The sequence below is a fragment of the Streptomyces albireticuli genome (genome assembly GCF_002192455.1).
Lineage (GTDB): Bacteria > Actinomycetota > Actinomycetes > Streptomycetales > Streptomycetaceae > Streptomyces > Streptomyces albireticuli_B.
In genome coordinates this window covers 3,995,377-4,020,765 of the sequence record NZ_CP021744.1, presented here as the reverse complement: position 1 = coordinate 4,020,765, position 25,389 = coordinate 3,995,377, and the positions used below count along the sequence as shown (strand labels likewise).

The 25,389-nt window shown below is 71.8% G+C and carries 22 protein-coding genes; 10 read left to right on the top strand and 12 right to left on the bottom strand.

From position 1 onward, the window contains the following. Positions 1-142 precede the first annotated feature (142 nt). The 4 genes from SMD11_RS17300 to SMD11_RS17285 all read left to right on the top strand — a co-directional run bounded on the left by SMD11_RS17300 (position 143) and on the right by SMD11_RS17285 (position 4,529). A complete protein-coding gene (locus tag SMD11_RS17300) occupies positions 143-1,972 on the top strand; it encodes an acyl-CoA dehydrogenase (protein ID WP_087927317.1) in 1,830 nt (609 codons plus the stop codon). Between the two features lie 71 nt (positions 1,973-2,043). Then, positions 2,044-3,330 (top strand): M18 family aminopeptidase, encoded by a 1,287-nt coding sequence (locus SMD11_RS17295; RefSeq protein ID WP_087927316.1) that lies wholly within the window; start codon positions 2,044-2,046, stop codon positions 3,328-3,330. 219 nt (positions 3,331-3,549) lie between these two features. Then, the gene (locus SMD11_RS17290; RefSeq protein WP_087927315.1) at positions 3,550-4,200 is read left to right on the top strand and encodes a DUF4232 domain-containing protein; all 651 of its coding nucleotides are present in this window, start codon (positions 3,550-3,552) and stop codon (positions 4,198-4,200) included. Between the two features lie 104 nt (positions 4,201-4,304). Next, a complete protein-coding gene (locus SMD11_RS17285; protein WP_087927314.1) occupies positions 4,305-4,529 on the top strand; it encodes a DUF6458 family protein in 225 nt (74 codons plus the stop codon). A 100-nt stretch (positions 4,530-4,629) separates the two neighbouring features. Here SMD11_RS17285 and SMD11_RS17280 read toward each other — a convergent pair whose 3' ends face one another. After that, complete coding sequence (locus SMD11_RS17280) at positions 4,630-6,429, bottom strand: NHL domain-containing thioredoxin family protein (RefSeq protein ID WP_087930566.1); 1,800 nt, start codon at positions 6,427-6,429, stop codon at positions 4,630-4,632. A 54-nt stretch (positions 6,430-6,483) separates the two neighbouring features. Beyond that, complete coding sequence (locus SMD11_RS17275) at positions 6,484-7,266, bottom strand: carbon-nitrogen family hydrolase (protein WP_087927313.1); 783 nt, start codon at positions 7,264-7,266, stop codon at positions 6,484-6,486. A 151-nt stretch (positions 7,267-7,417) separates the two neighbouring features. Between SMD11_RS17275 and SMD11_RS17270 the strand changes: the two genes are divergently transcribed. Continuing rightward, positions 7,418-8,248, top strand: coding sequence for a maleylpyruvate isomerase family mycothiol-dependent enzyme (locus SMD11_RS17270; RefSeq protein WP_087927312.1), 831 nt, complete (start codon positions 7,418-7,420; stop codon positions 8,246-8,248). A gap of 58 nt (positions 8,249-8,306) precedes the next feature. Here SMD11_RS17270 and SMD11_RS17265 read toward each other — a convergent pair whose 3' ends face one another. From SMD11_RS17265 to pdhA, 6 genes are all read right to left on the bottom strand, one after another. Further along, positions 8,307-9,611: an MFS transporter gene (locus SMD11_RS17265; protein WP_087927311.1), complete on the bottom strand. Its 1,305-nt coding sequence runs from the start codon at positions 9,609-9,611 to the stop codon at positions 8,307-8,309. Next, the gene (locus SMD11_RS17260; RefSeq protein WP_087927310.1) at positions 9,608-10,282 is read right to left on the bottom strand and encodes a GntR family transcriptional regulator; all 675 of its coding nucleotides are present in this window, start codon (positions 10,280-10,282) and stop codon (positions 9,608-9,610) included. Before SMD11_RS17260 ends, SMD11_RS17265 begins: the two co-directional genes overlap by 4 nt. Before the next feature lie 79 nt (positions 10,283-10,361). Further along, positions 10,362-11,207, bottom strand: coding sequence for a helix-turn-helix transcriptional regulator (locus tag SMD11_RS17255; RefSeq protein WP_087927309.1), 846 nt, complete (start codon positions 11,205-11,207; stop codon positions 10,362-10,364). A 239-nt stretch (positions 11,208-11,446) separates the two neighbouring features. Further along, positions 11,447-12,919 carry a dihydrolipoamide acetyltransferase family protein gene (locus tag SMD11_RS17250; RefSeq protein WP_087927308.1) on the bottom strand — a complete coding sequence of 491 codons (1,473 nt, stop codon included), beginning with the start codon at positions 12,917-12,919 and terminating at the stop codon, positions 11,447-11,449. Between the two features lie 22 nt (positions 12,920-12,941). Then, positions 12,942-13,922 (bottom strand): alpha-ketoacid dehydrogenase subunit beta, encoded by a 981-nt coding sequence (locus SMD11_RS17245; protein ID WP_087927307.1) that lies wholly within the window; start codon positions 13,920-13,922, stop codon positions 12,942-12,944. A gap of 1 nt (position 13,923) precedes the next feature. Next, positions 13,924-15,078, bottom strand: a complete 1,155-nt coding sequence (gene pdhA, locus SMD11_RS17240; protein ID WP_087927306.1) for a pyruvate dehydrogenase (acetyl-transferring) E1 component subunit alpha — start codon at positions 15,076-15,078, stop codon at positions 13,924-13,926. Positions 15,079-15,442: 364 nt separating this feature from the next. On the opposite strand from pdhA, the gene SMD11_RS17235 reads away from it, so the two are divergent. The 3 genes from SMD11_RS17235 (at position 15,443) to SMD11_RS17225 (ending at position 17,967) form a co-directional block, all read left to right on the top strand. Further along, a complete protein-coding gene (locus SMD11_RS17235) occupies positions 15,443-16,102 on the top strand; it encodes a response regulator (RefSeq protein WP_087927305.1) in 660 nt (219 codons plus the stop codon). A 182-nt stretch (positions 16,103-16,284) separates the two neighbouring features. Beyond that, positions 16,285-16,746 carry a pyridoxamine 5'-phosphate oxidase family protein gene (locus SMD11_RS17230; RefSeq protein WP_087930565.1) on the top strand — a complete coding sequence of 154 codons (462 nt, stop codon included), beginning with the start codon at positions 16,285-16,287 and terminating at the stop codon, positions 16,744-16,746. A gap of 180 nt (positions 16,747-16,926) precedes the next feature. After that, on the top strand, positions 16,927-17,967 hold the full coding sequence (locus tag SMD11_RS17225) for a phosphotransferase (RefSeq protein WP_087930564.1): 1,041 nt from the start codon (positions 16,927-16,929) through the stop codon (positions 17,965-17,967). A 105-nt stretch (positions 17,968-18,072) separates the two neighbouring features. Here the strand turns inward: SMD11_RS17225 and SMD11_RS17220 are convergent, their stop codons facing one another. Next, positions 18,073-19,725, bottom strand: a complete 1,653-nt coding sequence (locus SMD11_RS17220) for a protein kinase domain-containing protein (RefSeq protein ID WP_087927304.1) — start codon at positions 19,723-19,725, stop codon at positions 18,073-18,075. Positions 19,726-20,026: 301 nt separating this feature from the next. On the opposite strand from SMD11_RS17220, the gene SMD11_RS17215 reads away from it, so the two are divergent. Further along, positions 20,027-21,742: a protein kinase domain-containing protein gene (locus SMD11_RS17215; RefSeq protein ID WP_087927303.1), complete on the top strand. Its 1,716-nt coding sequence runs from the start codon at positions 20,027-20,029 to the stop codon at positions 21,740-21,742. A gap of 122 nt (positions 21,743-21,864) precedes the next feature. Here the strand turns inward: SMD11_RS17215 and SMD11_RS17210 are convergent, their stop codons facing one another. From SMD11_RS17210 to SMD11_RS17200, 3 genes are all read right to left on the bottom strand, one after another. Beyond that, a complete protein-coding gene (locus SMD11_RS17210; protein ID WP_087927302.1) occupies positions 21,865-22,425 on the bottom strand; it encodes a bacterial proteasome activator family protein in 561 nt (186 codons plus the stop codon). Between the two features lie 93 nt (positions 22,426-22,518). Beyond that, entirely contained in the window at positions 22,519-23,136 is a 618-nt protein-coding gene (locus SMD11_RS17205; RefSeq protein ID WP_087927301.1) for a hypothetical protein, read from the bottom strand. Positions 23,137-23,228: 92 nt separating this feature from the next. After that, entirely contained in the window at positions 23,229-24,206 is a 978-nt protein-coding gene (locus tag SMD11_RS17200) for an NAD(P)H-quinone oxidoreductase (protein WP_087927300.1), read from the bottom strand. Positions 24,207-24,257: 51 nt separating this feature from the next. On the opposite strand from SMD11_RS17200, the gene SMD11_RS17195 reads away from it, so the two are divergent. Further along, positions 24,258-25,361 (top strand): potassium channel family protein, encoded by a 1,104-nt coding sequence (locus SMD11_RS17195; protein WP_234366073.1) that lies wholly within the window; start codon positions 24,258-24,260, stop codon positions 25,359-25,361. Positions 25,362-25,389 lie beyond the last annotated feature (28 nt).

Here is a 25,389-nt window from a genome sequence, read left to right as displayed (position 1 = left end):
ACGTACGAGCGAGGCCCCCGCTTGAGCCTGGTCACAGTTGGGCGATCAGGGGTTGCGTCTTATTACCGACGGGTAGCATCATGGAAATTACTGCCCGGTACGTATTTTGAGGTCTACCTCCCAGCCTTACGGAGCCGTTGTCATGGGCCACTACAAGTCGAATCTCCGCGACATCGAGTTCAACCTCTTCGAGGTGCTCGGCCGCGACAAGCTGTACGGCTCCGGCCCGTTCGCGGAGATGGACGTCGACACCGCCAAGGACATCCTGTCGGAGATCACCCGCCTCTCGGAGAACGAGCTCGCGGAGTCCTACGCGGACACCGACCGCAACCCGCCGGTCTTCGACCCGGAGACCAACACCGCGCCGATCCCGGACACCTTCAAGAAGAGCTACCAGGCGTACATGGACGCCGAGTGGTGGCGCCTCGGCATCCCGGAGGAGATCGGCGGCACGACCGCGCCGCGCTCCCTCCTCTGGGGCTTCGCGGAGACGATCCTGGGCGCCAACCCGGCCGTCTGGATGTACTCCTCCGGCCCCGCGTTCGCGGGCGTGCTCTTCGCCGAGGGCACCGAGCAGCAGAAGCACATCGCCAAGGTCGCGGTGGAGAAGCAGTGGGGCTCCACCATGGTCCTGACCGAGCCGGACGCCGGTTCGGACGTCGGCGCCGGCCGCGCCAAGGCGATCAAGCAGGAGGACGGCTCCTGGCACATCGAGGGCGTGAAGCGCTTCATCACCTCCGGTGAGCACGACATGGCGGAGAACATCCTCCACTACGTCCTCGCCCGCCCCGAGGGCCACGGCCCGGGCACCAAGGGCCTGTCGCTCTTCCTCGTCCCGAAGTACGAGTTCGACTTCGAGACCGGCGAGCTGGGCGAGCGCAACGGCGTCTACGCCACCAACGTCGAGCACAAGATGGGCCTCAAGGCGTCCAACACCTGCGAGATGACCTTCGGCGACAAGCACCCCGCCAAGGGCTGGCTCATCGGCGAGAAGCACGACGGCATCCGCCAGATGTTCATGATCATCGAGTTCGCCCGGATGATGGTCGGCACGAAGGCCATCGCCACCCTCTCCACCGGCTACCTCAACGCGCTGGAGTACGCCAAGGAGCGCGTGCAGGGCCCGGACCTGGCGAACTTCATGGACAAGACCGCGCCCAAGGTCACCATCACCCACCACCCCGACGTCCGCCGCTCGCTGATGACGCAGAAGGCGTACGCGGAGGGCATGCGCGCCCTCGTCCTGCACACCGCCGCCGTCCAGGACGACATCCTGGTCAAGGAGCACGCGGGCGAGGACACCAAGGCGCTGCACGGCCTCAACGACCTGCTGCTGCCGATCGTCAAGGGCTACGGCTCCGAGACCTCCTACGCGCAGCTCGCCCAGTCGCTCCAGACCTTCGGCGGCTCCGGGTACCTCCAGGAGTACCCGATCGAGCAGTACATCCGGGACGCGAAGATCGACACCCTCTACGAGGGCACGACCGCGATCCAGGGCCAGGACTTCTTCTTCCGGAAGATCGTCCGCGACCAGGGCGCGTCCCTGAACACCCTGGCCGAGGAGATCAAGAAGTTCCTCGCCTCCGAGGCCGGCGGCGAGGACCTGGCCGCCGCGCGCGGCTCGCTCGCCAAGGCCGCCGTGGACCTGGAGGCGATCGTCGGCAAGATGATCGCCGACCTCACCGCCACCGGCGAGGACGTCAAGAACATCTACAAGGTCGGCCTGAACACCACCCGCCTGCTGATGGTCTCCGGCGACGTCGTCGTCGGCTACCTGCTGCTGCGCGGCGCGGCCGTCGCCGCCGAGAAGCTCGCCGCCGGCACCTCCGCCAAGGACAAGTCCTTCTACGAGGGCAAGATCGCCGCCGCGAAGTTCTTCGCCGCGAACATCCTGCCGGCCGTCTCCGTCGAGCGCGGTCTCGCCGAGGCCGTCGACAACTCCCTGATGGAGCTTGACGAGTCGGTGTTCTAAAAGCACCGGACCGGGCAAAGGGCCTGCTCTTCCACCCGGAAGAGCAGGCCCTCTGTCCTTATCCTGAGGCCATGAGCCCTGCGCACCGCTTCGACCGCGGCCACACCGACGACCTGATGACCTTCCTCGCCGCCAGCCCCTCGCCGTACCACGCGGTGGCCAGCACCGCCGCCCGGCTGGAGAAGGCGGGCTTCCGCCGGATCGCCGAGACCGACGCCTGGGACGCGTCGGCCGGTGGCAAGTACCTCACCCGCGGCGGCGCGATCATCGCCTGGTACGTCCCCGAGGGCGCCACCGCCGCCACGCCCTTCCGCATCATCGGTGCCCACACCGACTCGCCGAACCTGCGCGTCAAGCCGCTGCCCGACACCGGCGCGCACGGCTGGCGCCAGGTCGCCGTGGAGCTCTACGGCGGCACGCTGCTCAACACCTGGCTCGACCGCGACCTGGGCCTCTCCGGCCGTATCACCCTGCGCGACGGCAGCGACCACCTGGTGAACGCCGACCGCCCGCTGCTGCGCGTGCCGCAGCTCGCCATCCACCTCGACCGCGGCGTCAACGAGGGCCTGAAGCTCGACAAGCAGCGCCACATGACCCCGATTTGGGGCCTCGGGAAGCCGCGCGAGGGCGACCTGATCCGCTTCGTGGCGGAGGAGGCGGGTGTGGCCGCCGACGACATCACCGGCTGGGACCTCATGGTGCACAGCGTCGAGGCACCCGCCTACCTCGGCCGCGACCAGGAGCTCCTCGCCGCGCCGCGCCTGGACAACCTGCTGTCCGTGCACGCAGGTACGGCCGCGCTCACGGCCGCCGTCGGCGGCGAGCTGTCGTACATCCCGGTGCTCGCCGCGTTCGACCACGAGGAGAACGGCAGCCAGTCGGACACCGGCGCGGAGGGCCCGCTCCTGGGCAACGTGCTGGAACGGTCCGTCTTCGCCCGCGGCGGTACGTACGAGGACAAGGCCCGCGCCCTCGCCGGCACCGTCTGCCTCTCCTCGGACATGGGCCACGCGGTGCACCCCAACTACTCCGAGCACCACGAGCCGGGGCACCACCCGCTGCCCAACGGCGGTCCCATCCTGAAGGTCAACGTCAATCAGCGGTACGCGACGGACGGCGCCGGACGCGCGGTGTTCGCCGCCGCGTGCGAGCGGGCGGGCGTGCCGTGGCAGCACTTCGTCTCGCACAACGCGATGCCCTGCGGCACCACCATCGGTCCCATCACCGCCGCGCGGCACGGCATCGCCACCATCGACATCGGCCTCGCCTGCCTCTCCATGCACTCCGCCCGCGAGCTCTGCGGGGCGGACGACCCGTTCCTGCTGGCGGCGGCGCTGACGGCGTTCCTGGAGGGCTGACCCCCGGCCCCTGGCCTGTTCCGGCCTGCCCGGGCCTCTTCCGGCCTGATCGGGCCTGTTCGGGCGGGCCGGACCTGTCGGACCGAACCGAAGGACTAACGTCACCGGAACGTTAGCCGTTCGGCGGCAAGGTGCGGAATGATCCCTGCCGTATTCCGTATTGCCCGTGCCACGGGTGCCGCCCGGTACCGCCAGTGACGTCCCATCGGGGGAACCAGCATGACTCGTACCCGCAGCCTCCGGCTCGTCGCCGCGGCGTTCACCGCCGCGGCGGCCCTGACCCTGACCGCCTGCGGCGGCGGCGACGGTTCGGGCGCCAGGACCAGCGGGAAGGCAGACACCTCCGAGCTGGAGGAGACGGACCAGGGCGGCACCCAGGACGGGCGGGACGGCGCGGACGGGCAGTACGGGCAGAACGAGGCGGCCAAGGTCGGCAAGGACGGCAAGGCCGCCTGTACCTCCGACACCGTCAAGGTGGCGGCCAAGGCCGTCCCGTCGCCCGTGAACCACCTGCTCCTGGTGGCCACCAACACCTCCAAGGCCCCCTGCGTCGCACACGGCTTCCCCTTCCTCCGCTTCGACGCCGACCAGGCCACGGCGGGCGTCGTCGAGGAGAGCAGGCCGCAGTCCGTCGTCACCCTGGCGCCCGGCAAGTCGGCCTACGCCGGGGTGCTGGCCGCCGCGGCCGACGGGTCGGGTGGCAACAGCCGCAAGGCGCGCAAGCTCGCCGTCTCCTTCCAGGGCGCCGACGGCGGCGGCAGCGTCGGCGGGCAGATCCCGGTCCCCCTGCCCGGGGGCACGCTCGCCGTCGACGACTCCGCGCGCGTCACCTACTGGCAGGACGCCTCGGCGCCCGCGCTCAAGTGGTGACGCCCGCCCGCTGATTGGCCGCCCCGGTCCGGGGTACCCGCCCGGAGGACGACCGGAACGACCACGTCGGACCAGCGGGACCAAGGGCAACGGAGGCGGTCATCATGGGCATGGGCTGGTGCATCGGTCTGATCGGGATCGGCGCGATCCTCACCTTCGCCGTGGACTGGCGCGTGGACGGGATGAACGTCCACCTGGTGGGCCTGATCCTGATGATCGTCGGGGTCATCGGCACCTCGGCGTACGTGAGCGTCTTCAAACGCCGCCGCACCCAGCCGCCGCCCCCGGCGGCGACGGTGGTCGAGGAGGACCACCGGTTCACGCGATGAGGTTTCCTCGAACGCCGGGCGGGCCGCGGAAGCGGCCCGCCCGGCGTTCGAGGACGTACGGGGAGGGCAGGGGCCGGGAAGAGCCCCCGCCCGGCGCCCGTTACGCGTCCAGCCCCGCCAGGACCAGCGGCAGCCGCTCCGCCCCGCCGGCGACCACCCGGACCGGCACCCCCCAGTCCTGCTGATGCATGTGGCACGCGGGGTACTCGTTCTCCGGGTCGTCGTCGCACGACGCCGCCATCGCCGAGACGTGCAGCACGCCGGACGTCACCCCGTCCGCGAGGACCAGGTCGCGTCCGAGGTCCGTGCCGGCCCCCGAGCCCTCCGCGAGGAGCTCCGGCGGGGTCGAGCTGACCAGGAGGCGCGTCGACGGCCCGTAGCGGGTGTCGAGCTTCTGGCCCGCCGGAGCCTGGAAGATGACGTCGAGGCGGAGCCGGCCCGGCGCGATGTCGGTCGCGGCGCGCTGCGTGCGGTGGGCGACGGACTCGACGCGTACGGCCTCCTCCGGCAGGCGCAGCCGGGTGAGCCGGTGCCGGGCGGACTCGACGACGACGATGTCGTCGCCGTCCAGCACGGCGTCCGAGGGCTCGCGCAGGTCCGTCGCGAGGGTGGTCACCTCGCCGGTGGCCGGGTCGTAGCGGCGCAGGGCGTGGTTGTAGGTGTCGGAGACCGCCACCGAGCCGTCGGGCAGGGCCGTGACGCCGAGCGGGTGCTGGAGGAGCGCCTGATCGGCGGCGCCGTCGCGGTGCCCGAAGTCGAAGAGGCCGGTGCCGACGGCGGTGCGCACGGCGAAGCCCTCGCCGTCCCGCTCGACGTAGCGCAGGGCGCTGGTCTCGGAGTCGGCGATCCACAGCCGGTCCTCGGTGGCCGCCAGCCCGGACGGCTGGGCGAACCAGGCCTCGCCGGCCGGGCCGTCGACCAGGCCCTCGTTGGTGGTGCCGGCGGCGACCTCGACGGTGCCGGTCTCCGGGTCGTACGTCCACAGCTGGTGGACGCCGGCCATGGCGATCCAGAGGCGGCCGGCGAACCAGGCCACGTCCCAGGGGGAGGAGAGGTCGACGTCGAGGGCGGGGCCGCTGGTGGGACGGCCCTGCATCCACTGGCGTCCGGTGCCGGCGAGGGTGGTGACGGCGCCGGTGGCCGGGTCGTAGGCGCGCAGGGCGTGGTTGACGGTGTCGGCGACGGCCACCGTGCCGTCGGGGAGCGCCGCGAGGCCCTGCGGCTCGCTGAAGGCGTCGGGGCCGAAGCCGCGCTCGCCGCTGCCGATCCGGCGGACGACGGTCTCGCCGTCGGCGGCGAGCTCCACCAGCTGGTGGCGGGTGGAGTCGGAGACGAGGAAGCCGCCGCCGGGCAGGGGCAGCGCCTTGCCGGGGAAGCGCAGGTCGGTGGCCTCGGGCTCGGGCGCCACGTAGGGGCCGTCGCCGCGCCGGAGGGTGCCCTTGGCCTCGTGGGTGGCCTCCAGCTCCGCGACGAGCGCGGCCAGGGCGTGGGCGTGGCCCTCGCCGGCGTGCTGGGCGACGATGTAACCCTCGGGGTCGATGACGACGAGCGTGGGCCAGGCGCGTACGGCGTACTGCTTCCAGGTGGCGAGCTCGGGGTCGTCGAGGACGGGGTGGTGGACGCCGTAGCGCTCGACGGCGTCGACGACGGCCTGGTGCTCGGCCTCGTGGACGAACTTCGGGGAGTGCACACCGATGATCACGACGGTGTCGCGGTGCTTCTCCTCCAGCTCCCGCAGCTCGTCCAGGACGTGCAGACAGTTCACACAGCAGAAGGTCCAGAAGTCGAGGATGACGATCCGCCCTCGCAGGTCAGCGAGGGTGATCTCGGTGTCGCCGGTGTTCAGCCAGCCGCCCTTGCCGATCAGTTCGGGGGCGCGCACGCGTGCTCGGGATGCCATGGTCCATTGGAACACCGGGTCCGGCCCGGGCATTCCCCTGTCCACCACGTGGATCTATCGGCCCAGCACTCGGTCCTTGAGGGCCGGGAACTCCTCACGGGTCTTCGCCACCTTCGCCATGTCGAGGTCCACGGTGAGGACCTCCTCGCCGTGGCCCGCCTCGGCGAGGACCGCGCCCCAGGGGTCGACGACGAGGCTGTGCCCGGCCTGCGGCACGCCCGCGTGGGTGCCGGCGGTGCCGCACGCGAGGACGTAGGACTGGTTCTCGACGGCGCGGGCCCTGGCGAGCAGCGTCCAGTGCTCACGGCGGCGCTCGGGCCAGCCGGCGGGGACGACGAGGGTCTGGGCCCCGGCGTCGACGAGGGCGCGGAAGAGCTCGGGGAAGCGGAGGTCGTAGCAGGTGGCCAGGCCGAGCGTGGTCTCCGGCAGCGGGACGGTGACGACCTCGGTGCCGGCGGACATCAGGACGGCCTCGCCCTGGTCGAAGCCGAAGCGGTGGATCTTGCGGTAGGTGCGGACGAGTTCGCCGGCCGGGGAGAAGATGAGCGAGGTGTTGAAGACCGGGCCGCCGGGCTCGGGGCGCTCGGCGATCGAGCCCGCGTGCAGCCAGACGCCGGCGTCGCACGCGGCCTCGGCCATGGCACGGGCCGTGGGGCCGGCGACGGTCTCGGCGTCGCGGGTGAAGGACTCGTAGGCGAAGGCGCCGATGTGCCACAGCTCGGGCAGCACGACGAGGTCGCCGGCGTGCTGTTCGCGGACGAGGTGGGCGGCGCGGGCGCGGCGGGCGTCGGCCGGCTCGGCCGGGTCGACCGCCAGCTGGATCAAGGAAACGCGCACAGTACCACCACTTTCAGCGTCCGAAACGACTGCATGGCTGCCCTCGCGCAGCGTAACTTAACTGCTGAGCACCCAGACAGCTCATGCCCCGCAGCGACAAGTGACATACGAGCAGCCCATCCGCGCACGCACGCAACGCCCGAGGGATCCCGTGACCGTCCACCCCAGTCTGCAACCCGCCGTCGATGCCTGGACCCACTCCGCCGAAGCGATCCTCGAGTTGGTGAGACCACTCGCCGAGAGCGACTGGAACCGGGCCACGGAGTGCCCCGGCTGGTCGGTGCGCGATGTGGTCTCGCATGTCATCGGCGTGGAGAGCGAGATGCTGGGCGAGCCACGGCCGATCCACTCGCTGCCACGCGATCTCTACCACGTGACCGACGAGTTCACCCGCTACATGGAGGTCCAGGTCGACGTGCGGCGCTGCCACACGGCGCTGGAGATGTCGTCGGAGCTGGACCTGATGATCATCAGGCGGGGCCGGCAGCTGCGGAACGAGACGCGCAGCCCGCAGACGCTGATCCGCTGGCCGCTGGGCACCAGCACGGAGACCACGCTGGAACGGACGTTGCGGTACCGGGTGTTCGACGTATGGACGCACGAGCAGGACCTGCGGCGCGCGCTGGGTCTGCCGGGGAACCTGGACTCGCCGGCCGCGGTGATCAGCCGTGACTTCCTGCTGGAGGCGCTGCCGAAGGTCGTGGCGCGGGACGCCGGGGCGCCGCCCGGTTCGGCGGTGGTCTTCGACGTGCACGGCCCGCTGGAGTTCCTGCGGACGGTGCGGGTCGGCGAGCGGGGCCAGGCGAGGATCGACAGCCATGTGTCGCTGGGGCCGACGGTGACGCTGGCGCTGGACTGGGAGATGTACGCGCGGCTGGCGTGCGGGCGGGTACGGGCGGAGCGGGCGGGGGACCGGATCAAGCGGGAGGGGGAGCCGGGGCTCGCGGAGGCGATCCTCCGCGAGTTCGCGGTGACGTCGTGAGGCGGTGAGGCGGCGGGCCACCACCACGATCACGCCCGTCCCCTCATCCCCCGTCCCCTCACACCGGCACGTGCACGGTCTCCACTCTCGAAGCGACGATCCGCTCCTCCTCGCGGCGTTGCGCGCGGGTGCGCAGCCGGAGGATCTGCGAGAGGCCCAGGGCCTCCATGACGAACACCGAGGCGAAGGCGATCCGGTAGTCGTCACCGGTGGCGTCGAGCAGCAGGCCGATGGCGAACAGCGTGACGATGCCGGCGACGAAGCCGCCCATGTTGACGATGCCGGAGGCGGTGCCCTGGCGCTCGGGCGGGTTCGCGGGGCGGGCGAAGTCGAAGCCGATCATCGAGGCCGGTCCGCAGGTGCCGAGGACGACGCAGAGCAGGACGAGCACCCACATCGGCGCGTGCGCGCCGGGCCAGAAGACGGCGACGGCCCACATCAGCGCGGTGGCGGCGGCGGTGCCGAGGGCGAGGGGCAGCCGGGCGGCGTGGTGGCGGCCGATGATCTGCCCGTAGACGAGGCCGATGGCCATGTTGGCGAGCACGGCGACGGTGAGCAGCAGGCCGGCGGTGTCCCGGGAGAGGCCCTGTGCCTCGACGAGGAAGGGCATGCCCCACAGGAGCAGGAAGACCTGCATGGGGAACTGGGTGGTGAAGTGCACCCACATGCCGAGCCGGGTGCCGGGCTCCCGCCAGGCGCGGGCGATCTGGCGGCGGACGAAGCCGCGGCCGGAGTGGGTGACGGGGGCGGGCGCGTAGCCCTCGGGGTGGTCCTTGAGGAGGGCGAGCATCAGGACGAGGACGACGACGCCGGCGCCGGCGCTGCCGACGAAGGTCTGGGTCCAGCCCGCGCCGTGCAGGAGCCGGGCGAGGAAGACGGTGGAGACGAGGTTGCCGGCCATCCCGAAGAGGGCGGCGACCTGGGCGATCATCGGGCCGCGGCGGGCGGGGAACCAGCGGGAGCCGAGCCGCAGGACGCTGATGAAGGTCATCGCGTCGCCGCAGCCGAGGAGGGCGCGGCTGGCGAGGGCGGTGCCGTAGGAGTGCGAGAGGCCGAAGGCGAGCTGTCCGGCGGTGAAGAGGACGGCGCCGAGGGCGAGCACCTTCCTGGTGCCCAGCCGGTCGATCATCAGGCCGACGGGTATCTGCATGCCCGCGTAGACGAGCAGCTGGAGTATGGAGAAGGTGGAGAGCGCGGAGGCGTTGATGTGGAAGCGCTCGGCGGCGTCGATGCCGGCGACGCCGAGGCTGGTGCGGAAGATGATGGCGACGAAGTAGACGGCGACGCCGACGCCCCAGACGGCCATGGCCCGCCGGCCGCCGGGCGGGTCGCCGGGGAGGGCGGGCGTTCCGTGGGCGCTCATCGGACGTCGCCCTGCGCGAGGTTGCGCACCCAGCTGACGTGCTGGTCGATGATCTCGACGGCCGCGTCGGCGTCCCCGGAGCGCAGAGCCTCCAGGATCTCGGCGTGCTCGACGTGGTTCTTGGCGATCCGGTCGGGGTGCGCGTGCATGACGGCCACGCCCATCCGCAGCTGCCGGTCGCGGAGCTGGTCGTAGAGGCGGGAGAGGATCTGGTTGCCGATGCTGCGGACGATCTCGGCGTGGAAGGCCCGGTCGCTCACGGACACGGCGGCGAGGTCGCCGGCGTCGGCCTGCCGGCGCATGTCGTCGAGCAGCTCCTCCAGCCGCGCGAGGAGCTGCTCGGAGGCGGGGACGGCCTTGGTGGCGGCGTACTTCTCCACCAGCAGCCGGGTCTCGACCACGTCGGCGACCTCCTGCGCGGACACCGCGAGGACGAGCGCGCCCTTCTTCGGATAGAGCTTGAGCAGCCCCTCCGCCTCCAGCTTCAGCAACGCCTCCCGCACCGGCGTCCGGGACACCCCGACCGCCTCGGCCAGGTCCCCCTCGGTGAGCAGCGTGCCGCCCTCGTAATGACGGTGGAGTACGGCTTCCTTGACGTGCGTGTAGACGCGTTCGGCGGCGGGGGGCTGTTTGGTCTGGAGACCGGGCGCGGCGGGGGGAGCGGATGACATGCGCACAGCTTAGATACAACACGTATGCGTGAGGAGGGGGCGTCCATCATCCGGGACCGCGGGGGGCGGTCAGCGCCGGCTACGACCGGCCGGACCACCCCTCCAGGGGCGTGATGAAGACGAACCTCAGGTCAGGACGCTGTATCGGCAGCAGGACGTGCGTCGTCACGCGCGTCTCCGCGTTGCCGTGGTACGGCAGGCGGAGACGGAAGACGTGGCCGTCGCGGTGTTCGACGACGTCGTGTTCCTCGGCCCAGATGCGGCGGCAGTCGGCGTCGGCGTCGAGGATGTCGCGGACGAGGGTGCGCAGTTCGGTGTCGCCGGGGTCGCTGTTGGCGGCCACTCGGAGCATGGCGAGGTAGGCGCGGGCGCAGTTGTCCTCCCAGTCGAGCATCTGCTCGCGGGCCTCGGGGTCGAGGAGGGCCCAGCGCATGAGATTGGCGCCCGGGCGGCGGACCCAGGGAAACCATTCGCCCATGAGGGAATTGGCGGCGACGACATTCCACGCCACGTCGGAGAGATAAGCGGGATAGGAGACCTGCTGTTCCAGCAGGGCCTTTACGCCGTGCGGCAAGTCCTTGTGCTCCCGGGAGAGTTCACCGGGCGGGCGGCGGCCGCAGACCGCGAGGAAGAGGGTGAGGGTTTCCGCGTCGCTCAGCCGGAGCGCCCGGGCGACGCGGAGCAGAAAGCTTTCGGAGAAGTCCTGGCGGCGGCCCGCCTCCAGGGTGCGGTACCAGCCCTCGCTCACCCCGGTCAGCCGTGCCACCTGGGCCTGCGAAAGGCGCCTGCCCGGGCGGGGAACGGTGCCGCGCAGCTCCGGGACGGTACGGGCGTCGACGCGGGCGCGCCAGGCCCGCAGGAGGCGGCTTATGGATTCGCCGTCCACGCGGCCGTCGCCGTCCAACGCGACCTCCCATTCCGACACTGCAAGTGTTGGTCAATCTTAAGTAAATTGCGCAGCACGGGCCATTCCACCTCCTGCCAGGGGCGGAATCCCGAGGCCGCTCCGTTTCAGGACGAAGGGCCCGGACGCTGTTTCTCTCCTCACTGGAGGGGGGTGAGGAGGGACGCGTCCGGGCCCTTTGTCTTTTCTATTTCAACTTTCCCGACGGCCCGGAGAGCATTTACTGACCGGTCGGCCGGTCAGTAAATGCGTCCGCCGCGTCAGCCCCAGGTGATCAGCCGCTGCGGGTTCTCCAGCACCGCCGCCACATCGGCCAGCACCCTGGAGCCCAGCTCGCCGTCGACCAGGCGGTGGTCGAACGACAGCGCCAGCGTGGTCACCTGCCGCGGCTTGACCTTGCCCTTGTGGACCCACGGCTGGAGCTTGACCGCGCCGAAGGCCAGGATCGCGGACTCGCCGGGGTTGAGGATGGGCGTGCCGGTGTCGATGCCGAAGACACCGACGTTGGTGATGGTCACCGTGCCGCCCGACATGTCGGCGGGCGAGGTCTTCCCCTCGCGGGCCGTCGCGACCAGGTCGGCCAGCGCCTGCGACAGCTCCGGGAGCGTCTTGGCCTGGGCCTCCTTGATGTTCGGCACGATCAGGCCGCGCGGGGTGGCCGCGGCGATGCCCAGGTTCACGTAGTCCTTGCGGACGATCTCCTGGTTCTCCTCGTCCCAGGCGGCGTTGACGTCCGGGTTCCGCTTGATCGCGACCAGCAGGGCCTTCGCGACCAGCAGCAGCGGGTTGACCCGGAGCCCGGCCATGTCCGGGTCGGTCTTGAGCTTCTGGACGAGCTTCATCGTGCGGGTGACGTCGACGGTGACGAACTCCGTGACGTGCGGCGCGGTGAAGGCGCTGGCCACCATCGCCTGCGCGGTGGCCTTGCGGACGCCCTTGACGGGGATCCGGGTCTCCCGCGCGGCGAGCGCGCCCGCCCCGGGCGCGGCCTCCGCGCCCGGCGCCGCCTCCGCCACGGCGCCGGAGGCGAGGGGCGCCTGGGAAGGAGCCGTCAGCGCGGCGACGGCCGCGTGGACGTCCTCACGGGTCACCACACCGTCCGCGCCCGTCGGGGTGACCGTGGCGAGGTCGACGCCCAGGTCCTTGGCGAGCTTACGGACCGGCGGCTTGGCCAGCGGCCGGGCCGCGGCGGCCCCGGCCAGGGCGAGACCACCCAGCGCCGGCTCCGCGGCGGCCGGCGGCGCGACCGGCGCCGTGTGCCCGTTGAGCTCGGCCTGTACGGCAGCCGCCACCGAGGCGACCGCCCCCGGCTGCGGCTTGCGCGCGCGGCGCTTGGTCGACGACGGGGCGGCCCCGTAGCCCACCAGCACGGCCTGGCGGCCGCCGGCCTCCGGCTCGGGCTCGGCGGCCGGAGCGGCCGCGGCGGCGGGAGCCGCCTGCGGGGCGGCACCGGCCGGCCCCGCGCCCGGGTCCGTGTCCACGGAGATGATCGCCGTGCCCACGTCCACCGTCGTGCCCTCGTCGAAGCGCAGCTCGTGCACCACGCCGTCGAACGGGATCGGCAGCTCCACGGCCGCCTTGGCGGTCTCGACCTCGCAGACCACCTGCCCGTCGGCGACGGTGTCCCCGACGGCCACGTACCACTTGAGGATCTCGGCCTCGGTGAGTCCCTCGCCCACATCGGGCATCTTGAACTCGCGGAAGCGCTGGTCGTTGGCGGTGCTTGCAGTCATTGTCACGACTCTCCTCGTACCCCTAGTACGCCAGCGCGCGGTCGACGGCGTCGAGCACCCGGTCCAGGCCCGGAAGGTACTCGTCCTCCAGCCGGGACGGCGGGTAGGGCGCGTGATAGCCACCGACCCGCAGCACCGGGGCCTCCAGGTGGTAGAAGCAGCGCTCGGTGATCCGGGCGGCGATCTCCGCGCCCGTGCCCAGGAACACCGGGGCCTCGTGGACGACGACCAGCCGGCCGGTGCGCTCCACGGACGCCTGGATCGCGTCGAAGTCGACGGGCGACATCGAGCGGAGGTCCAGGACCTCCAGGGACTTGCCCTCCTCCTCGGCCGCCGCCGCGGCCTCGAGACAGGTCTTCACCATCGGCCCGTAGGCGACGAGGGTGAGGTCCGTGCCCTGCCGCACCGTGCGGGCGGCGTGCAGGGGCGCGGGGATCGCCGAGCGGTCGAGCTCGGACTTGTCGTGGTAGCGGCGCTTCGGCTCGAAGTAGATCACCGGGTCGTCGCTCTGGATGGCCTGCTGGAGCATCCAGTAGGCGTCCGAGGCGTTCGACGGGGAGACCACCTTCAGGCCCGCGACGTGCGCGAACAGCGCCTCGGGCGACTCGCTGTGGTGCTCGACGGCACCGATGGCGCCGCCGTAGGGAATGCGGATGACGACCGGCAGTTTGATCTTGCCCAGCGCGCGGGCGTGCATCTTGGCGAGCTGGGTGACGATCTGGTCGTACGCGGGGAAGACGAAACCGTCGAACTGGATCTCCACCACCGGGCGGTAGCCGCGCAGGGCCAGCCCGATCGCCGTGCCGACGATGCCGGACTCGGCGAGCGGGGTGTCGATCACCCGGTCCTCGCCGAAGTCCTTCTGGAGGCCGTCGGTGACGCGGAAGACGCCGCCGAGCTTGCCGACGTCCTCCCCCATCACCAGGACCTTGGGGTCGTTCTCCAGGGCGGTCCGCAGCGAGGCGTTGATCGCCTTGACGACGGAGAGCTTCTCGGCAGCCATCTCAGTTGCTCTCCTCTGCGAAGGACGCCTGGTACGCGGCGAACTGGGCGCGCTCTTCGTCCACGAGGGCGTGGCCGTCGGCGTAGATGTTCTCGAAGATCGCCATGTTGTCGGGGTCCGGCATGGTCCGGACGGCGTCGCGCACCCGCTTGGCGAGCGCGTCGGCCTCGGTCTCCAGGGCGGCGAAGAACGCCTCGTCGGCGAGCCCCTCGCGGTCCAGGTAGGTGCGCAGCCGCAGGATCGGGTCCTTGGCCTCCCACAGCTCGCGCTCCTCGTCCCGGCGGTACTTCGTCGGGTCGTCGGAGGTGGTGTGGGCGCCCATGCGGTACGTGAACGCCTCGATGAGCATCGGGCCCTGGCCGGTGCGGGCGCGCTCCAGGGCGGCCTTGGTGACGGCCAGCACGGCGAGGACGTCGTTGCCGTCGACGCGGACGCCCGGGAAGCCGTAGCCCTGCGCGCGCTGGTAGAGCGGGACGCGGGTCTGGCGCTCGGTGGGCTCGGAGATCGCCCACTGGTTGTTCTGGCAGAAGAACACGACCGGGGCGTTGTAGACCGCCGAGAACGTGAACGCCTCCGCCACGTCGCCCTGGCTGGACGCGCCGTCGCCGAAGTAGGCGATCACGGCGGAGTCGGCGCCGTCCTTGGCCACGCCCATGGCGTAGCCGGTGGCGTGCAGCGCCTGCGAGCCGATGACGATCGTGTAGAGGTGGAAGTTGTTCTCGTTCGGGTCCCAGCCACCGTGGTTGACGCCGCGGAACATGCCCAGCAGGTTGGTGGGGTCGACCCCGCGGCACCAGGCCACGCCGTGCTCGCGGTAGGTCGGGAAGACGTAGTCGTCGGCGCGGGTCGCCCGGCCGGAGCCGATCTGCGCGGCCTCCTGGCCGAGCAGCGAGGCCCACAGGCCCAGTTCGCCCTGGCGCTGAAGAGTGGTCGCCTCCGCGTCGAAGCGGCGGGTCAGCACCATGTCGCGGTACAGGCCACGCAGTTCGTCGGCGGTCAGGTCGATGGAGTAGTCGGGGTGCTCGACCCGCTCGCCCTCCGGTGTCAGCAGCTGTACGAGCTCGGGCTCGCCCGGCGCGGCGGCGCGGGTCTTGGCCCCGGCGCGCTTGCTGCTGCCACGGCGCGGCTTGCGCGCGGCAGTGCTGTCCACAGTCACGTGTGCTCCTCCGTCTGTCCGGCCCCCGGGGTCGCCGGCGGCCAGAGGGGGTTCCCCCGCCGTGAGGCAGGAGAAGGCTCGCTCGATCCCCGACGGCACACGGGGTGGGTGTGCCGAGGCCGGAAACCGGGCGTGACAGGCGCCCCGGCCAAAGGCCTGCAATAAGCACGTTACCCAGAAGGCCGCATTCCTGCGAAACCCCGCCTGACCTGCAATTTTGCTTGGATTTCCAAGTAAATCGAGAAAGCTGGGCAACGCTCCTGGTCACGTCCTTGTGAGCACAGCCCCTGCGGGCTGCCGGAACGACCGCACGTTATCCCGGAGAACAAGAGCAGGGGAAGAGTTGGTGTGTGAGACTGGCACTGTGCCCGAACAGCGAAAAATCACGGTATTTCTGCTCGACGACCACGAGGTCGTCCGGCGCGGCGTGCACGAGATGCTCTCCGTGGAGGAGGACATCGAGGTCGTCGGAGAGGCCGGTACGGCGGCGGACGCCCTGGTGCGCATTCCGGCGACCCGCCCCGACGTCGCGGTTCTGGATGTTCGCCTTCCGGATGGCAGCGGCGTCGAAGTATGTAGGGAAATTCGTTCTCAGGACGAGAACATCAAATGCTTGATGCTCACCTCCTTCGCCGATGACGAGGCGCTGTTCGACGCGATCGTGGCGGGCGCGTCCGGTTACGTTCTGAAAGCGATCCGTGGCAACGAGCTCCTGTCCGCGGTGCGGGACGTGGCGGCCGGGAAGTCCCTGCTGGACCCCGTGGCGACCGCCAGGGTGCTGGAGCGGCTGCGCGACGGCAAGGACCCCAAGGGCGACGACCGGCTGTCCAATCTGACCGACCAGGAGCGGCGGATCCTCGACCTGATCGGTGAGGGCATGACCAACCGGGCCATCGGCGAGCGGCTGCACCTCGCCGAGAAGACCATCAAGAACTACGTCTCCAGCCTGCTGTCCAAGCTCGGCATGGAGCGGCGCTCCCAGGCGGCGGCCTATGTGGCCCGCCTCCAGGCGGAGAAGCGCTGAGCCGGGCGGTCGGGACGGGCGCCGGGCCGGAGCGTCCCCATTCCCCGTCCCCCGCACCATCACCCGTTCCGCTGACACAATTCACCGTATCGAGTGGAAAATGATGATTCGGGACCAACGTCCCGCCGCATAGGGGCGGGTGCCCCTATAGGCCCCGGTGACCAGCGTGCACAGTGGTGACCATGCTCTCCGCGCCCACCGGGCTCTCCACCGGTCACCAGGACCACGACCAGTACCGCGCGCTCGAACTGCTCGACCGCACCCCCTACGGCAGGGTCTCGGTGAGCATGCGCGCGCTGCCCTTCGTCACCGTCGCCCGGCACATCGTGTCCGGCCGGCGGGTGCTGCTGCGCCTGCACGGCGGCTTCGGCTACGCCCAGGCCTGCGACGGCAACGTCGTCGCGTACGGCGCGGACAACCTCAGCGGGCGCCCCGAGGGCGACGAGACCGTCTGGACCGTGCAATTCGTGGGCACCGCACGGCTCTTCACGCCCGGCCCCGCCGAACTCGACCGCTTCGGCCGGCCCCCGCGCACCGCGGACGATTCGCCCTTCGATCCCGAATACCTGTGCATCGAACCGCAGTTCATCACCCTGCACCACCTCGAAGGCGTCCCGGCACGACAGGTCGCGCACTCAGCGTGATCTAACATTTGGAGCGTGCCGCGCTCACTTGTCCCGCCCCTCGTCGTCTCTCCCGTCGGCGGAGTCCGGGGGGACGCCGGCCGCCCGCGACCCGGCCGCCCGAGACCTGACGACCTCCGCGCGGACGCCGAGGGAACCACCGGCGGCCCCGCGGGAACGGAAGCGCTCGACAGCACCACCCTGCACAGCCTCCTGCGCCTCTACGGGCAGGCCGGCGAGCCGCTCGGGTGCGTGCCGCTGACCGAGGGCCTCCTCAACCGCGGCTACCGCCTCACCACCACCCGGGGCCGCTTCTTCCTCAAGCACCACCTCGACGGCGACCACGCCGCCATCGCCCGCCAGCACGCCGTCACCCTGCGGCTGGCCGCCCTCGGCCTGCCCGTCGCCCCGCCCGTCGCCGACGCCCAGGGCTCGACCGTCACGGTCCTGGACGGCCGCTGCTACGCCCTGCACCCCTGGGTCGAGGGCCGGCACCGCGACGGCGGCGAGCTGACCCGCGCGCAGTCCCGCCGGCTCGGGGCGCTGCTGGGCCATGTGCACATGTGCCTGGAGAAGGTCTGCCGCGAGGAGAGCCCGGCCCCCGAGAACCCCCACGGACCCCAGAAAGGCCCTGAGGGGCCCTCTGGCGGCCTCGGGGACCCCTGGCAGGCTCCGGACGCCGCGGCGGACCCCCAGGACACGTACGCCCTCATCGAGGACCTCCTGGAGCTCGTCCGGCGCCGGCCCCGCGACTCCTTCGACGAGCTGGCCGAGCACCGGCTCGTCGAGCGCCGCGCCCTGCTGGAGCGGCACGCCCACCGCCGCCCGGCCGCCACGCCCGCCCGGGGCTGGGTGCACGGCGACTTCCACCCGCTCAACCTGCTCTACCGCGGCGGCGAGCCGGCCGCGATCGTCGACTGGGACCGGCTGGGCGTGCAGCCCCGCGCCGAGGAGGCCGTCCGGGCCGCCGTGATCTTCTTCCTGCGCCCCGACGGCACGCTGGACCTCGCGAAGATACGGCCGTACGCGCGCGCCTACCGCCGCGCCTGCGGGGCGGACACCGCCGAACTGGCGGCCGCGGTGCACCGCGTGTGGTGGGAGCGGCTCAACGACTTCTGGATGCTGCGCTGGCGCTACCAGCTCGGCGACCACCGCGCCGACCCCGGCTTCCCCGCGTCGGCGGCGCTGTCGGTGTGGTGGACGCGCTCGTACGGGGCGGTGCGCGAGGCCTTCACGGACTGAGGGCGCCCCCGGGATCCGGCCGGAAACAGACGGAAACGAACGAGCCCGGTGGTGAGTACCGAGAGGTACCCGCCACCGGGCTCGTCAGCCGGACGCGCGCGTCCGTCAGGGCGTGGTGCCGGTGCCCTGGCCGAGGGTCGTGGTGCCGGGGCCGCCGACCTGGCCGGCCGAGGTGCCGGTGTTCGCGCCGCCGCCGTCCTGACCGGCGTTGGTGTTGCCACCGGTCGGGGGCTTCTCGTCGCCCGACGGCTTCGTCGACGGCTCGCCCGAGGGCGTCGGCGGGGTCGACGGCTCGTTCGAGGGCTGCCCGGACGGCTTGGACGAGTGGTGCGTACCGGTGTCGCCGTCCGGCTCCTGGCCACCGCCGGTGCTGGAGGTGTCGGACTCCCGCTCGCCCGTGGTGCCGCCCTCGGGCTGCCCGACAGGGCTGGGCTTCCGGGAGGTCTCCGGGCTGGGGGACGGGTTCGGGGACGAGGAAGAGCTGGTGGACGGCTTGGGATTCTTCGTCGTCTTACCGCTGTCGGACTTGTCCTTCAGGTTCATCGCGAAGGCCACGCCTGCCACGACCGCGATCAGGGCGACCACGGCGATCAGGATCATCTTGCCCCTGCCGCCACCGCCGCCCCGGCCGCCGCCGTAGCCGTCGAAGCCGCCGTCGTCACCGCCGCGCGGCGGGATCATCGGCTGCTGCGAGGTGTCGCCGTGCACCGGGTGCGGCATGGCGGTCGTCCCGGCCATGCCGCCGCCCATGCCGCCCATGCCCAGGGCCTGGGTGGCGGCGGTGGCGTGCGCGACCGGGCCGGTGTCCCAGGAGCCCGAGTGGGCGCCCGCGTCGTGCAGCATCTGGAGCGCGTACTGGACCAGCCCGCGCATCTCCTCGGCGCTCTGGAACCGGTCGTCCGGGTCCTTGGCGAGGGAGCGCATCACCAGGCCGTCGAGCTCCGGCGGCACGCTGCCGAGGACCTGCGACGGCGGGACGGGGGTGTCCTGGACGTGCTGGTAGACGACCGACAGCGGGGTCTCGCCGGTGAACGGCGGACGCAGCGCCAGCAGTTCGTAGAGGAGGCAGCCGGTGGCGTAGAGGTCCGAGCGCGCGTCGACCGTCTTGCCGAGCGCCTGCTCGGGCGAGAGGTACTGCGGCGTGCCCATGACCATGCCGGTCTGGGTCATGGTGGACGCCGCGCCGTGCAGGGCGCGGGCGATGCCGAAGTCCATGACCTTGACCGCGCCGTTGTTCGTGATGATCACGTTGGCGGGCTTGATGTCGCGGTGCACGATGCCGTGCTGGTGGCTGTAGGCCAGCGCCTCCAGCACACCCGAGACGATGATCAGCGCCTGGTCGGGCGGCGGGGTCTCGGCGCCCAGCAACAGGTCGCGAATGGTGCGACCTTCAACCAACTCCATGACGATGTACGGCACGACGTTGCGGCCGACGGTGTCCTCGCCGGAGTCGTAGACCGCGACCACCGCGTGGTGGTTCAGCCCGGCCACCGACTGCGCCTCGCGGGTGAAGCGCGCCTTCGAGACCGGGTCCTCCGCCAGGTCGGCCCGGAGCAGCTTCACCGCGACCGTACGGCCGAGGCGCACGTCCTCGGCGGCGAACACCTCTGCCATGCCACCGCGGCCGAGCCGGTGGGTGAGGCGGTAGCGGCCGTCTCCGACCAGGCCGCCATTGCCCCACATTTCAGGCACATCGGGCATGCCGCCCCCGTTGGCGTCAGGGTCTGTCGGACCCTGGGCGCTCTGCGTCTGTGCCATCAGTCCTCGCCGTCGTGTCTGTCCGCTGCGCGTGGGAGGCGCGGCGCGGGGAAAACGGTCTTCCGCTAAGGCACGCTACAGGCTCCACGGCGCGCGCCGGTCCGGGATGGACGCGCTATCAAACCCGCACGCCCCTGAGCAAGGCAAATCTCGTGACGTGTTGTCGCGCATCCCGTCACGGAACGGGCACGCGGCTTGACGTGCCCGCCGCCTCGGGCAGACTTGGCCGAGATCCATCGGCACAGCCGGCACCTGCCGGATCCGTACGCCAGGCAGTTTGCCGCAAGGGGGAAGTAGAACGATGAGCCAGGACGGCGCTCAGGGCCGCTACACGGGCCGGTCTGTCGGCGGCGGCCGCTACCAGCTGCGCGACCTGCTGGGCGAAGGCGGGATGGCCTCGGTCCACCTGGCGTACGACAGCGTCCTGGACCGTCAGGTCGCGATCAAGACACTGCACACGGAGCTGGGCCGCGAGGCGTCCTTCCGCGAGCGGTTCCGGCGCGAGGCCCAGGCCGTCGCCAAGCTCACACACACGAACATCGTCTCGGTCTTCGACACCGGCGAGGACGACCTCGACGGTTCGACCATGCCGTACATCGTCATGGAGTACGTCGAGGGCCAGCCGCTGCGCTCGGTGCTGGACGCGGACGTCCGGCAGTTCGGCGCGATGCCGACCGAGAAGGCGCTGAAGATCACCGCCGATGTGCTGGCCGCGCTGGAGGTCAGCCACGAGATGGGGCTGGTCCACCGCGACATCAAGCCGGGCAACGTGATGATGACCAAGCGCGGCGTGGTCAAGGTCATGGACTTCGGCATCGCCCGCGCCATGCAGTCCGGCGTCACCTCGATGACGCAGACCGGCATGGTCGTCGGCACCCCCCAGTACCTCTCCCCGGAGCAGGCGCTCGGCCGCGGCGTCGACGCCCGCTCCGACCTGTACTCGGTCGGCATCATGCTCTTCGAGCTGCTGACCGGGCGACTGCCGTTCGACGCGGACTCCCCGCTGGCGATCGCGTACGCGCACGTCCAGGAGGAGCCCGTCGCTCCATCCTCGATCAATCGTTCGATCCCGCCGGCCGTGGACGCCCTCGTGGCCCGCGCGCTGAAGAAGAACCCGAACGAGCGCTTCCCGAGCGCCGAGTCCATGCGGGACGAGTGCGCGCGGGTCGCGGGCACCGCGCAGTCCGGGGCCTCGCCGATCATCGTGGCGGGCGGCCCGCCGGCGCGCAGCGGCGCGGGCGTGAGCTCGGCCGTCTTCCCGCCCGTCGACGCGCAGACCCCCGGGCCGGGCCCGCAGGGCGTCCAGACGCCGTACCAGCCCGCCCCCGGGCCGTACGCCTCCTACGGGCCCTCCACCCCGCCGCCGGGCGCCCCGGCCTACCCCACGCCCGTCCAGCCGTTCCAGGCCGGCGGGCCGAACGGTCCGGGCACGCCCCCGCCGTACTCGATCAACCCCTCGCCCGCGCCGGCGCCGCAGGGCGGCAAGAGCAACAAGCCGGTCATCATCGGCTCGGGCATCGTCGCCGTCCTCGCGGTCATCGGCGTGATCGCCGCGATCGCGCTCAACGGCGGCAACTCCGACAAGGGCGACGAGGCGAACGGCGGCAAGAACTCGCAGCCGCCGGTGACGGGCGCCCCGGCCGGCGGCTCCGGCGGCGGTACGACGACGGGCGGCTCGGGCAGCGGCACGGGCGGCACCGCCGGCGGCACCCAGAGCAAGCACCGCGAGGGCGACCGGTCGAAGGTCATCGACAAGGAGAAGTGCACGAAGGCCTACGAGTACTACAACGACAAGTCGAAGAAGTCGGCGCCCGACTTCAGCTACTTCTACGTCGACTCGGTCAAGGCGTGCCTCCAGGCCGCCGGCTGGAAGTACCGCATCGACCAGCAGAACGAGAACACCTGGGGCAAGGGCACCGTGCTCAGCCAGACGCCCAAGCAGGGTGACGCGTTCGACCCGAAGTCGCCGAGCGACATGTTCGTGCTGACGGTGTCGACGGGCGACCCCGCGTCGTAAGGCGTCGTAGGGCGCCGTAAGGCTCGCAGGCCCGGCCATGTGTGTGCCCGGTACGTCCGTCGGACGTACCGGGCACACACACGTTCGCGCGTCCTTACGGAGACACGCTTACGGCTACACGCTTACAGATAGGGGCCGGAGCGGGCTCCGCCGTGCTGGTGGCCCTCGCCGTCGTCCTCACCCAGGACGCCGGGCGGCAGCGCCCTGCGCATCTGCTCCAACTGCGCGCGTGCCGCCATCTGCTGGGCGAACAGCGTCGTCTGGATGCCGTGGAAGAGCCCTTCCAGCCAGCCGACCAACTGCGCCTGCGCGATGCGCAGTTCCGCCTCGGTGGGGATCGTCTCGTCGGTGAAGGGCAGGGAGAGGCGCTCCAGCTCCTCGACGAGCTCGGGCGCGAGACCGTCCTCCAGCTCGCGCACGGAGCTGTGGTGGATCTCCTTGAGCCGGACCCGGCTCGCCTCGTCCAGGGGTGCGGCGCGGACTTCCTCCAGCAGCTGCTTGATCATGCTGCCGATGCGCATGACCTTCGCGGGCTGTTCGACCATCTCCGTCACGGGGACCTCGCGCGACTCGTCGTCACCTTCCCCGTTGCCGGGGTTGGTGCTGCCGAGAGCCATGCCGTCCGGGCCTACGACCAGGACGTGCGGGCTCTCCTGCGACCGTTCATTCCTCGGCATATCCATGCCGCCATTCTCTCGCACAGGTGATTTCCCCCTGGTGATGCCCCCGTACACGTCTGATCCACCGTGCGACGCGCCTTACCGCGCGCCCCCTTCTCACCTCGCGCGCCGCAGCCGGAGGGCGAAGTAGCCGAGTCCCAGGCCGGTGAGGGTCATTCCGGTGCCCAGCGGCAGGACGCGCAGGACGCGGTCGCCCTCCTCCAGGGCCTCGTCCTCCCGGGGGCCGGCCGCGGTGGACCCGCCCTCGGTGCCGTCGTCGCCGGTGCCGGAGGTGCCGCCGCCGGGCGTGTCGCCTCCGGGGGGCGACGCCGGTGCCTCTCCCGGGTCCGCGGGCGGCCACGCCTGGCCGGGCGCCCGTCCGGCCTCGGGGTCGTCGGGAGAGTCGTCGGGAGGGGGCGCTCCCGCCGAGGACGAGGTCGACGGGGACGGCCGCGCGTCGGAGGGCGACGGGGATCCGGGCCCGGTCTCCGCGGGCCGGCCGGGGTGGGTGCGGCCCTCCCCCGCGTGGCTCCCGGCGAGCCGGTCGTCCTCGCCCGGCGGGGGCCGGGACGGGCCCGGGGCGGTGGCGGACGCGGCGCGGGCGGCCGGCGCGTCGTCCGGTCGTTGCGCGTGGTGGAAGGCGGGGGCGGCCAGCACGGCCGCCGCCGCCAGCGCCGGCCCGGCGAGGGACAGCGCCCGCCGGGCCGGGGATATCGCACGCGGTCCACGGTCCACGCGTCCCAGCCTCGCCCGCCCGGTGCGGCACGGCACGCGCGCGCGTGCCGACCGGGTGAACCGACAGGGATACCTCCCCCCGCCGCGCCCGCTCAGGTCGTCAGCAGGATCTTCCCGACGTGGGAGCTCTCCTCCAGGATCCGGTGGGCCCGCGCCGCGTCCCGCATCGGCAGCGTGCGGTCGACCACCGCCCGGACCCGCCCGCCGGCGATCAGCGGCCAGACGTGCTCGCGCACGGCCGCGACGATCGCCGCCTTCTCCTGGAGCGGCCGGGCCCGCAGCGAGGTGGCCAGGACGGCGGCGCGCTTGGTGAGCAGCGTGCCGAGGTCCAGTTCGGCCTTACGGCCGCCCTGGAGGCCGATGACGACCAGCCGGCCGTTGACCGCGAGGGCGGCCACGTTCCGGGCGAGGTACTTGGCGCCGAGGATGTCGAGGATGACGTCCGCGCCGACGCCGCCCGTCACCTTGTCGAGCTCCTCGACGAAGTCCTGCTGCCGGTAGTCGATGAGGATGTCCGCGCCGAGCTCCCGGCAGCGCTCCAGCTTCTCCTGGCTGCCCGCGGTGACCGCGACGCGCGCGCCGACCGCCTTGGCCAGCTGGACGGCCATGGTGCCGATGCCGCTGCCGCCGCCGTGGACGAGCAGGGTCTCGCCGGGGCGCAGGTGGGCGACCATGAAGACGTTGGACCACACGGTGGCGGTGACCTCGGGCAGCGCGGCGGCCGTGACGAGGTCCATGCCGTCCGGTACGGGCAGCAGCTGGCCGGCCGGTACGCAGACCTTCTCCGCGTAGCCGCCGCCCGCCAGCAGCGCGCACACCTCGTCGCCGACGGCCCAGCCGGCCACCCCGGGCCCGAGGGCCGTGATCCGGCCGGAGCACTCCAGCCCCGGGTAGGGGGACGCGCCGGGCGGCGGGTCGTAGAAGCCCTGACGCTGCATCACGTCCGCGCGGTTGACGGCACCGGCGACGACCTCGACCAGGACCTCGCCCTCACCGGGCACGGGATCGGGCACCTCGGACCAGACCAGGGACTCCGGTCCGCCGGGTTCGTTGATGGTGATCGCATGCATGCCCGCGAGGCTACTCCCGGGCCCCTCGGCACATCACGGAACATGGAGCGCATGGCTACGGGCAAGATGACCAGAATCTCCCTCCTCCGGTCGCTGTGGCGACGCACCAGGAGCGAGGCCGAGGAGGACGCGGAGGCCGGGCGGGCCATCGTGATGCCGGTGCAGAACGTCGCGGCGCCGCTGCGGCAGGTGCTGCGACGGGTCGTCATGGCGCTGTCCGTGCTCGCGCTGACGACCCTGCTCGTCTACCTCGACCGGGAGGGGTACAACGACAACTCCGACAACGCCGTCGACTTCCTCGACTCCGCGTACTACGCGACCGTCACCCTGTCGACGACCGGCTACGGCGACATCACGCCCGTGAGCGACGGGGCGCGGCTGACGAATATCTTCTTGATCACGCCATTGCGCGTGTTGTTCCTGATCATTCTGGTCGGCACCACCCTGGAGGTGCTGACCGAACGGACGCGCCATCAGGTGCGCATCCACCGCTGGAGGTCCCGCATGCGAGAGCACACCGTCGTCGTCGGCTACGGCACCAAGGGCCGGCACGCCATCGAGACGCTGGTCGGGCAGGGCAAGCCCAAGGACAAGATCGTCGTGGTGGACCCGCAGAAGAAGGTCGTGGACGCGGCCTCCAGCGACGGCCTGGTGGGCGTCCTGGGCGACGCCACGCGCTCCGAGACGCTGCTCCGCGCCGAGCTCCAGCGGGCCTCCCAGGTGGTGATCTGCACGGAGCGGGACGACACGGCCGCCCTGGTCACCCTCACCGCGCGGCAGCTCAACAAGGCGGCCACGATCGTCGTGGCCGTGCGGGAGGACGAGAACGTGCCGCTGCTGCGGCAGAGCGGCGCGAACACGGTCGTGACGAGCTCCAGCTCGGCGGGCCGGCTGCTCGGCATGTCGATGATGAGCCCGAACGTCGGCACGGTGCTGGAGGACCTGCTGACGTACGGCAACGGCCTGGACGTCGTGGAGCGGCCCGTGACCAAGCGGGAGGCGGGCAACTCGCCGCGCGACTGCGCGGACCTCGTCGTCGCGGTCGTACGCGGCCACCGGCTGCTGCACTTCACGGACCCGGAGGCGGCGATGCTGCACCTCGCGGACCGGGTGATCACCATCAAGCAGGCGGCGGTGCCGGCCGCGGAGGGGTGAGGCGGGGCGCGCCTGCCGGGGGCGCCGT

What these genes read in the sequence shown, in the direction of transcription:
- SMD11_RS17290 (WP_087927315.1), top strand. Translation starts at nt 3,550, where the DNA reads ATGACTCGTACCCGCAGCCTCCGGCTCGTCGCCGCGGCGTTCACCGCC.
- SMD11_RS17300 (WP_087927317.1), top strand. Translation starts at nt 143, where the DNA reads ATGGGCCACTACAAGTCGAATCTCCGCGACATCGAGTTCAACCTCTTC.
- SMD11_RS17250 (WP_087927308.1), bottom strand. Translation starts at nt 12,919, where the DNA reads ATGACTGCAAGCACCGCCAACGACCAGCGCTTCCGCGAGTTCAAGATG.
- SMD11_RS17200 (WP_087927300.1), bottom strand. Translation starts at nt 24,206, where the DNA reads ATGCATGCGATCACCATCAACGAACCCGGCGGACCGGAGTCCCTGGTC.
- SMD11_RS17260 (WP_087927310.1), bottom strand. Translation starts at nt 10,282, where the DNA reads ATGTCATCCGCTCCCCCCGCCGCGCCCGGTCTCCAGACCAAACAGCCC.
- SMD11_RS17195 (WP_234366073.1), top strand. Translation starts at nt 24,258, where the DNA reads ATGGCTACGGGCAAGATGACCAGAATCTCCCTCCTCCGGTCGCTGTGG.
- SMD11_RS17215 (WP_087927303.1), top strand. Translation starts at nt 20,027, where the DNA reads ATGAGCCAGGACGGCGCTCAGGGCCGCTACACGGGCCGGTCTGTCGGC.
- SMD11_RS17265 (WP_087927311.1), bottom strand. Translation starts at nt 9,611, where the DNA reads ATGAGCGCCCACGGAACGCCCGCCCTCCCCGGCGACCCGCCCGGCGGC.
- SMD11_RS17295 (WP_087927316.1), top strand. Translation starts at nt 2,044, where the DNA reads ATGAGCCCTGCGCACCGCTTCGACCGCGGCCACACCGACGACCTGATG.
- SMD11_RS17210 (WP_087927302.1), bottom strand. Translation starts at nt 22,425, where the DNA reads ATGGATATGCCGAGGAATGAACGGTCGCAGGAGAGCCCGCACGTCCTG.
- SMD11_RS17285 (WP_087927314.1), top strand. Translation starts at nt 4,305, where the DNA reads ATGGGCATGGGCTGGTGCATCGGTCTGATCGGGATCGGCGCGATCCTC.
- SMD11_RS17245 (WP_087927307.1), bottom strand. Translation starts at nt 13,922, where the DNA reads ATGGCTGCCGAGAAGCTCTCCGTCGTCAAGGCGATCAACGCCTCGCTG.
- SMD11_RS17280 (WP_087930566.1), bottom strand. Translation starts at nt 6,429, where the DNA reads ATGGCATCCCGAGCACGCGTGCGCGCCCCCGAACTGATCGGCAAGGGC.
- SMD11_RS17230 (WP_087930565.1), top strand. Translation starts at nt 16,285, where the DNA reads ATGCTCTCCGCGCCCACCGGGCTCTCCACCGGTCACCAGGACCACGAC.
- SMD11_RS17220 (WP_087927304.1), bottom strand. Translation starts at nt 19,725, where the DNA reads ATGGCACAGACGCAGAGCGCCCAGGGTCCGACAGACCCTGACGCCAAC.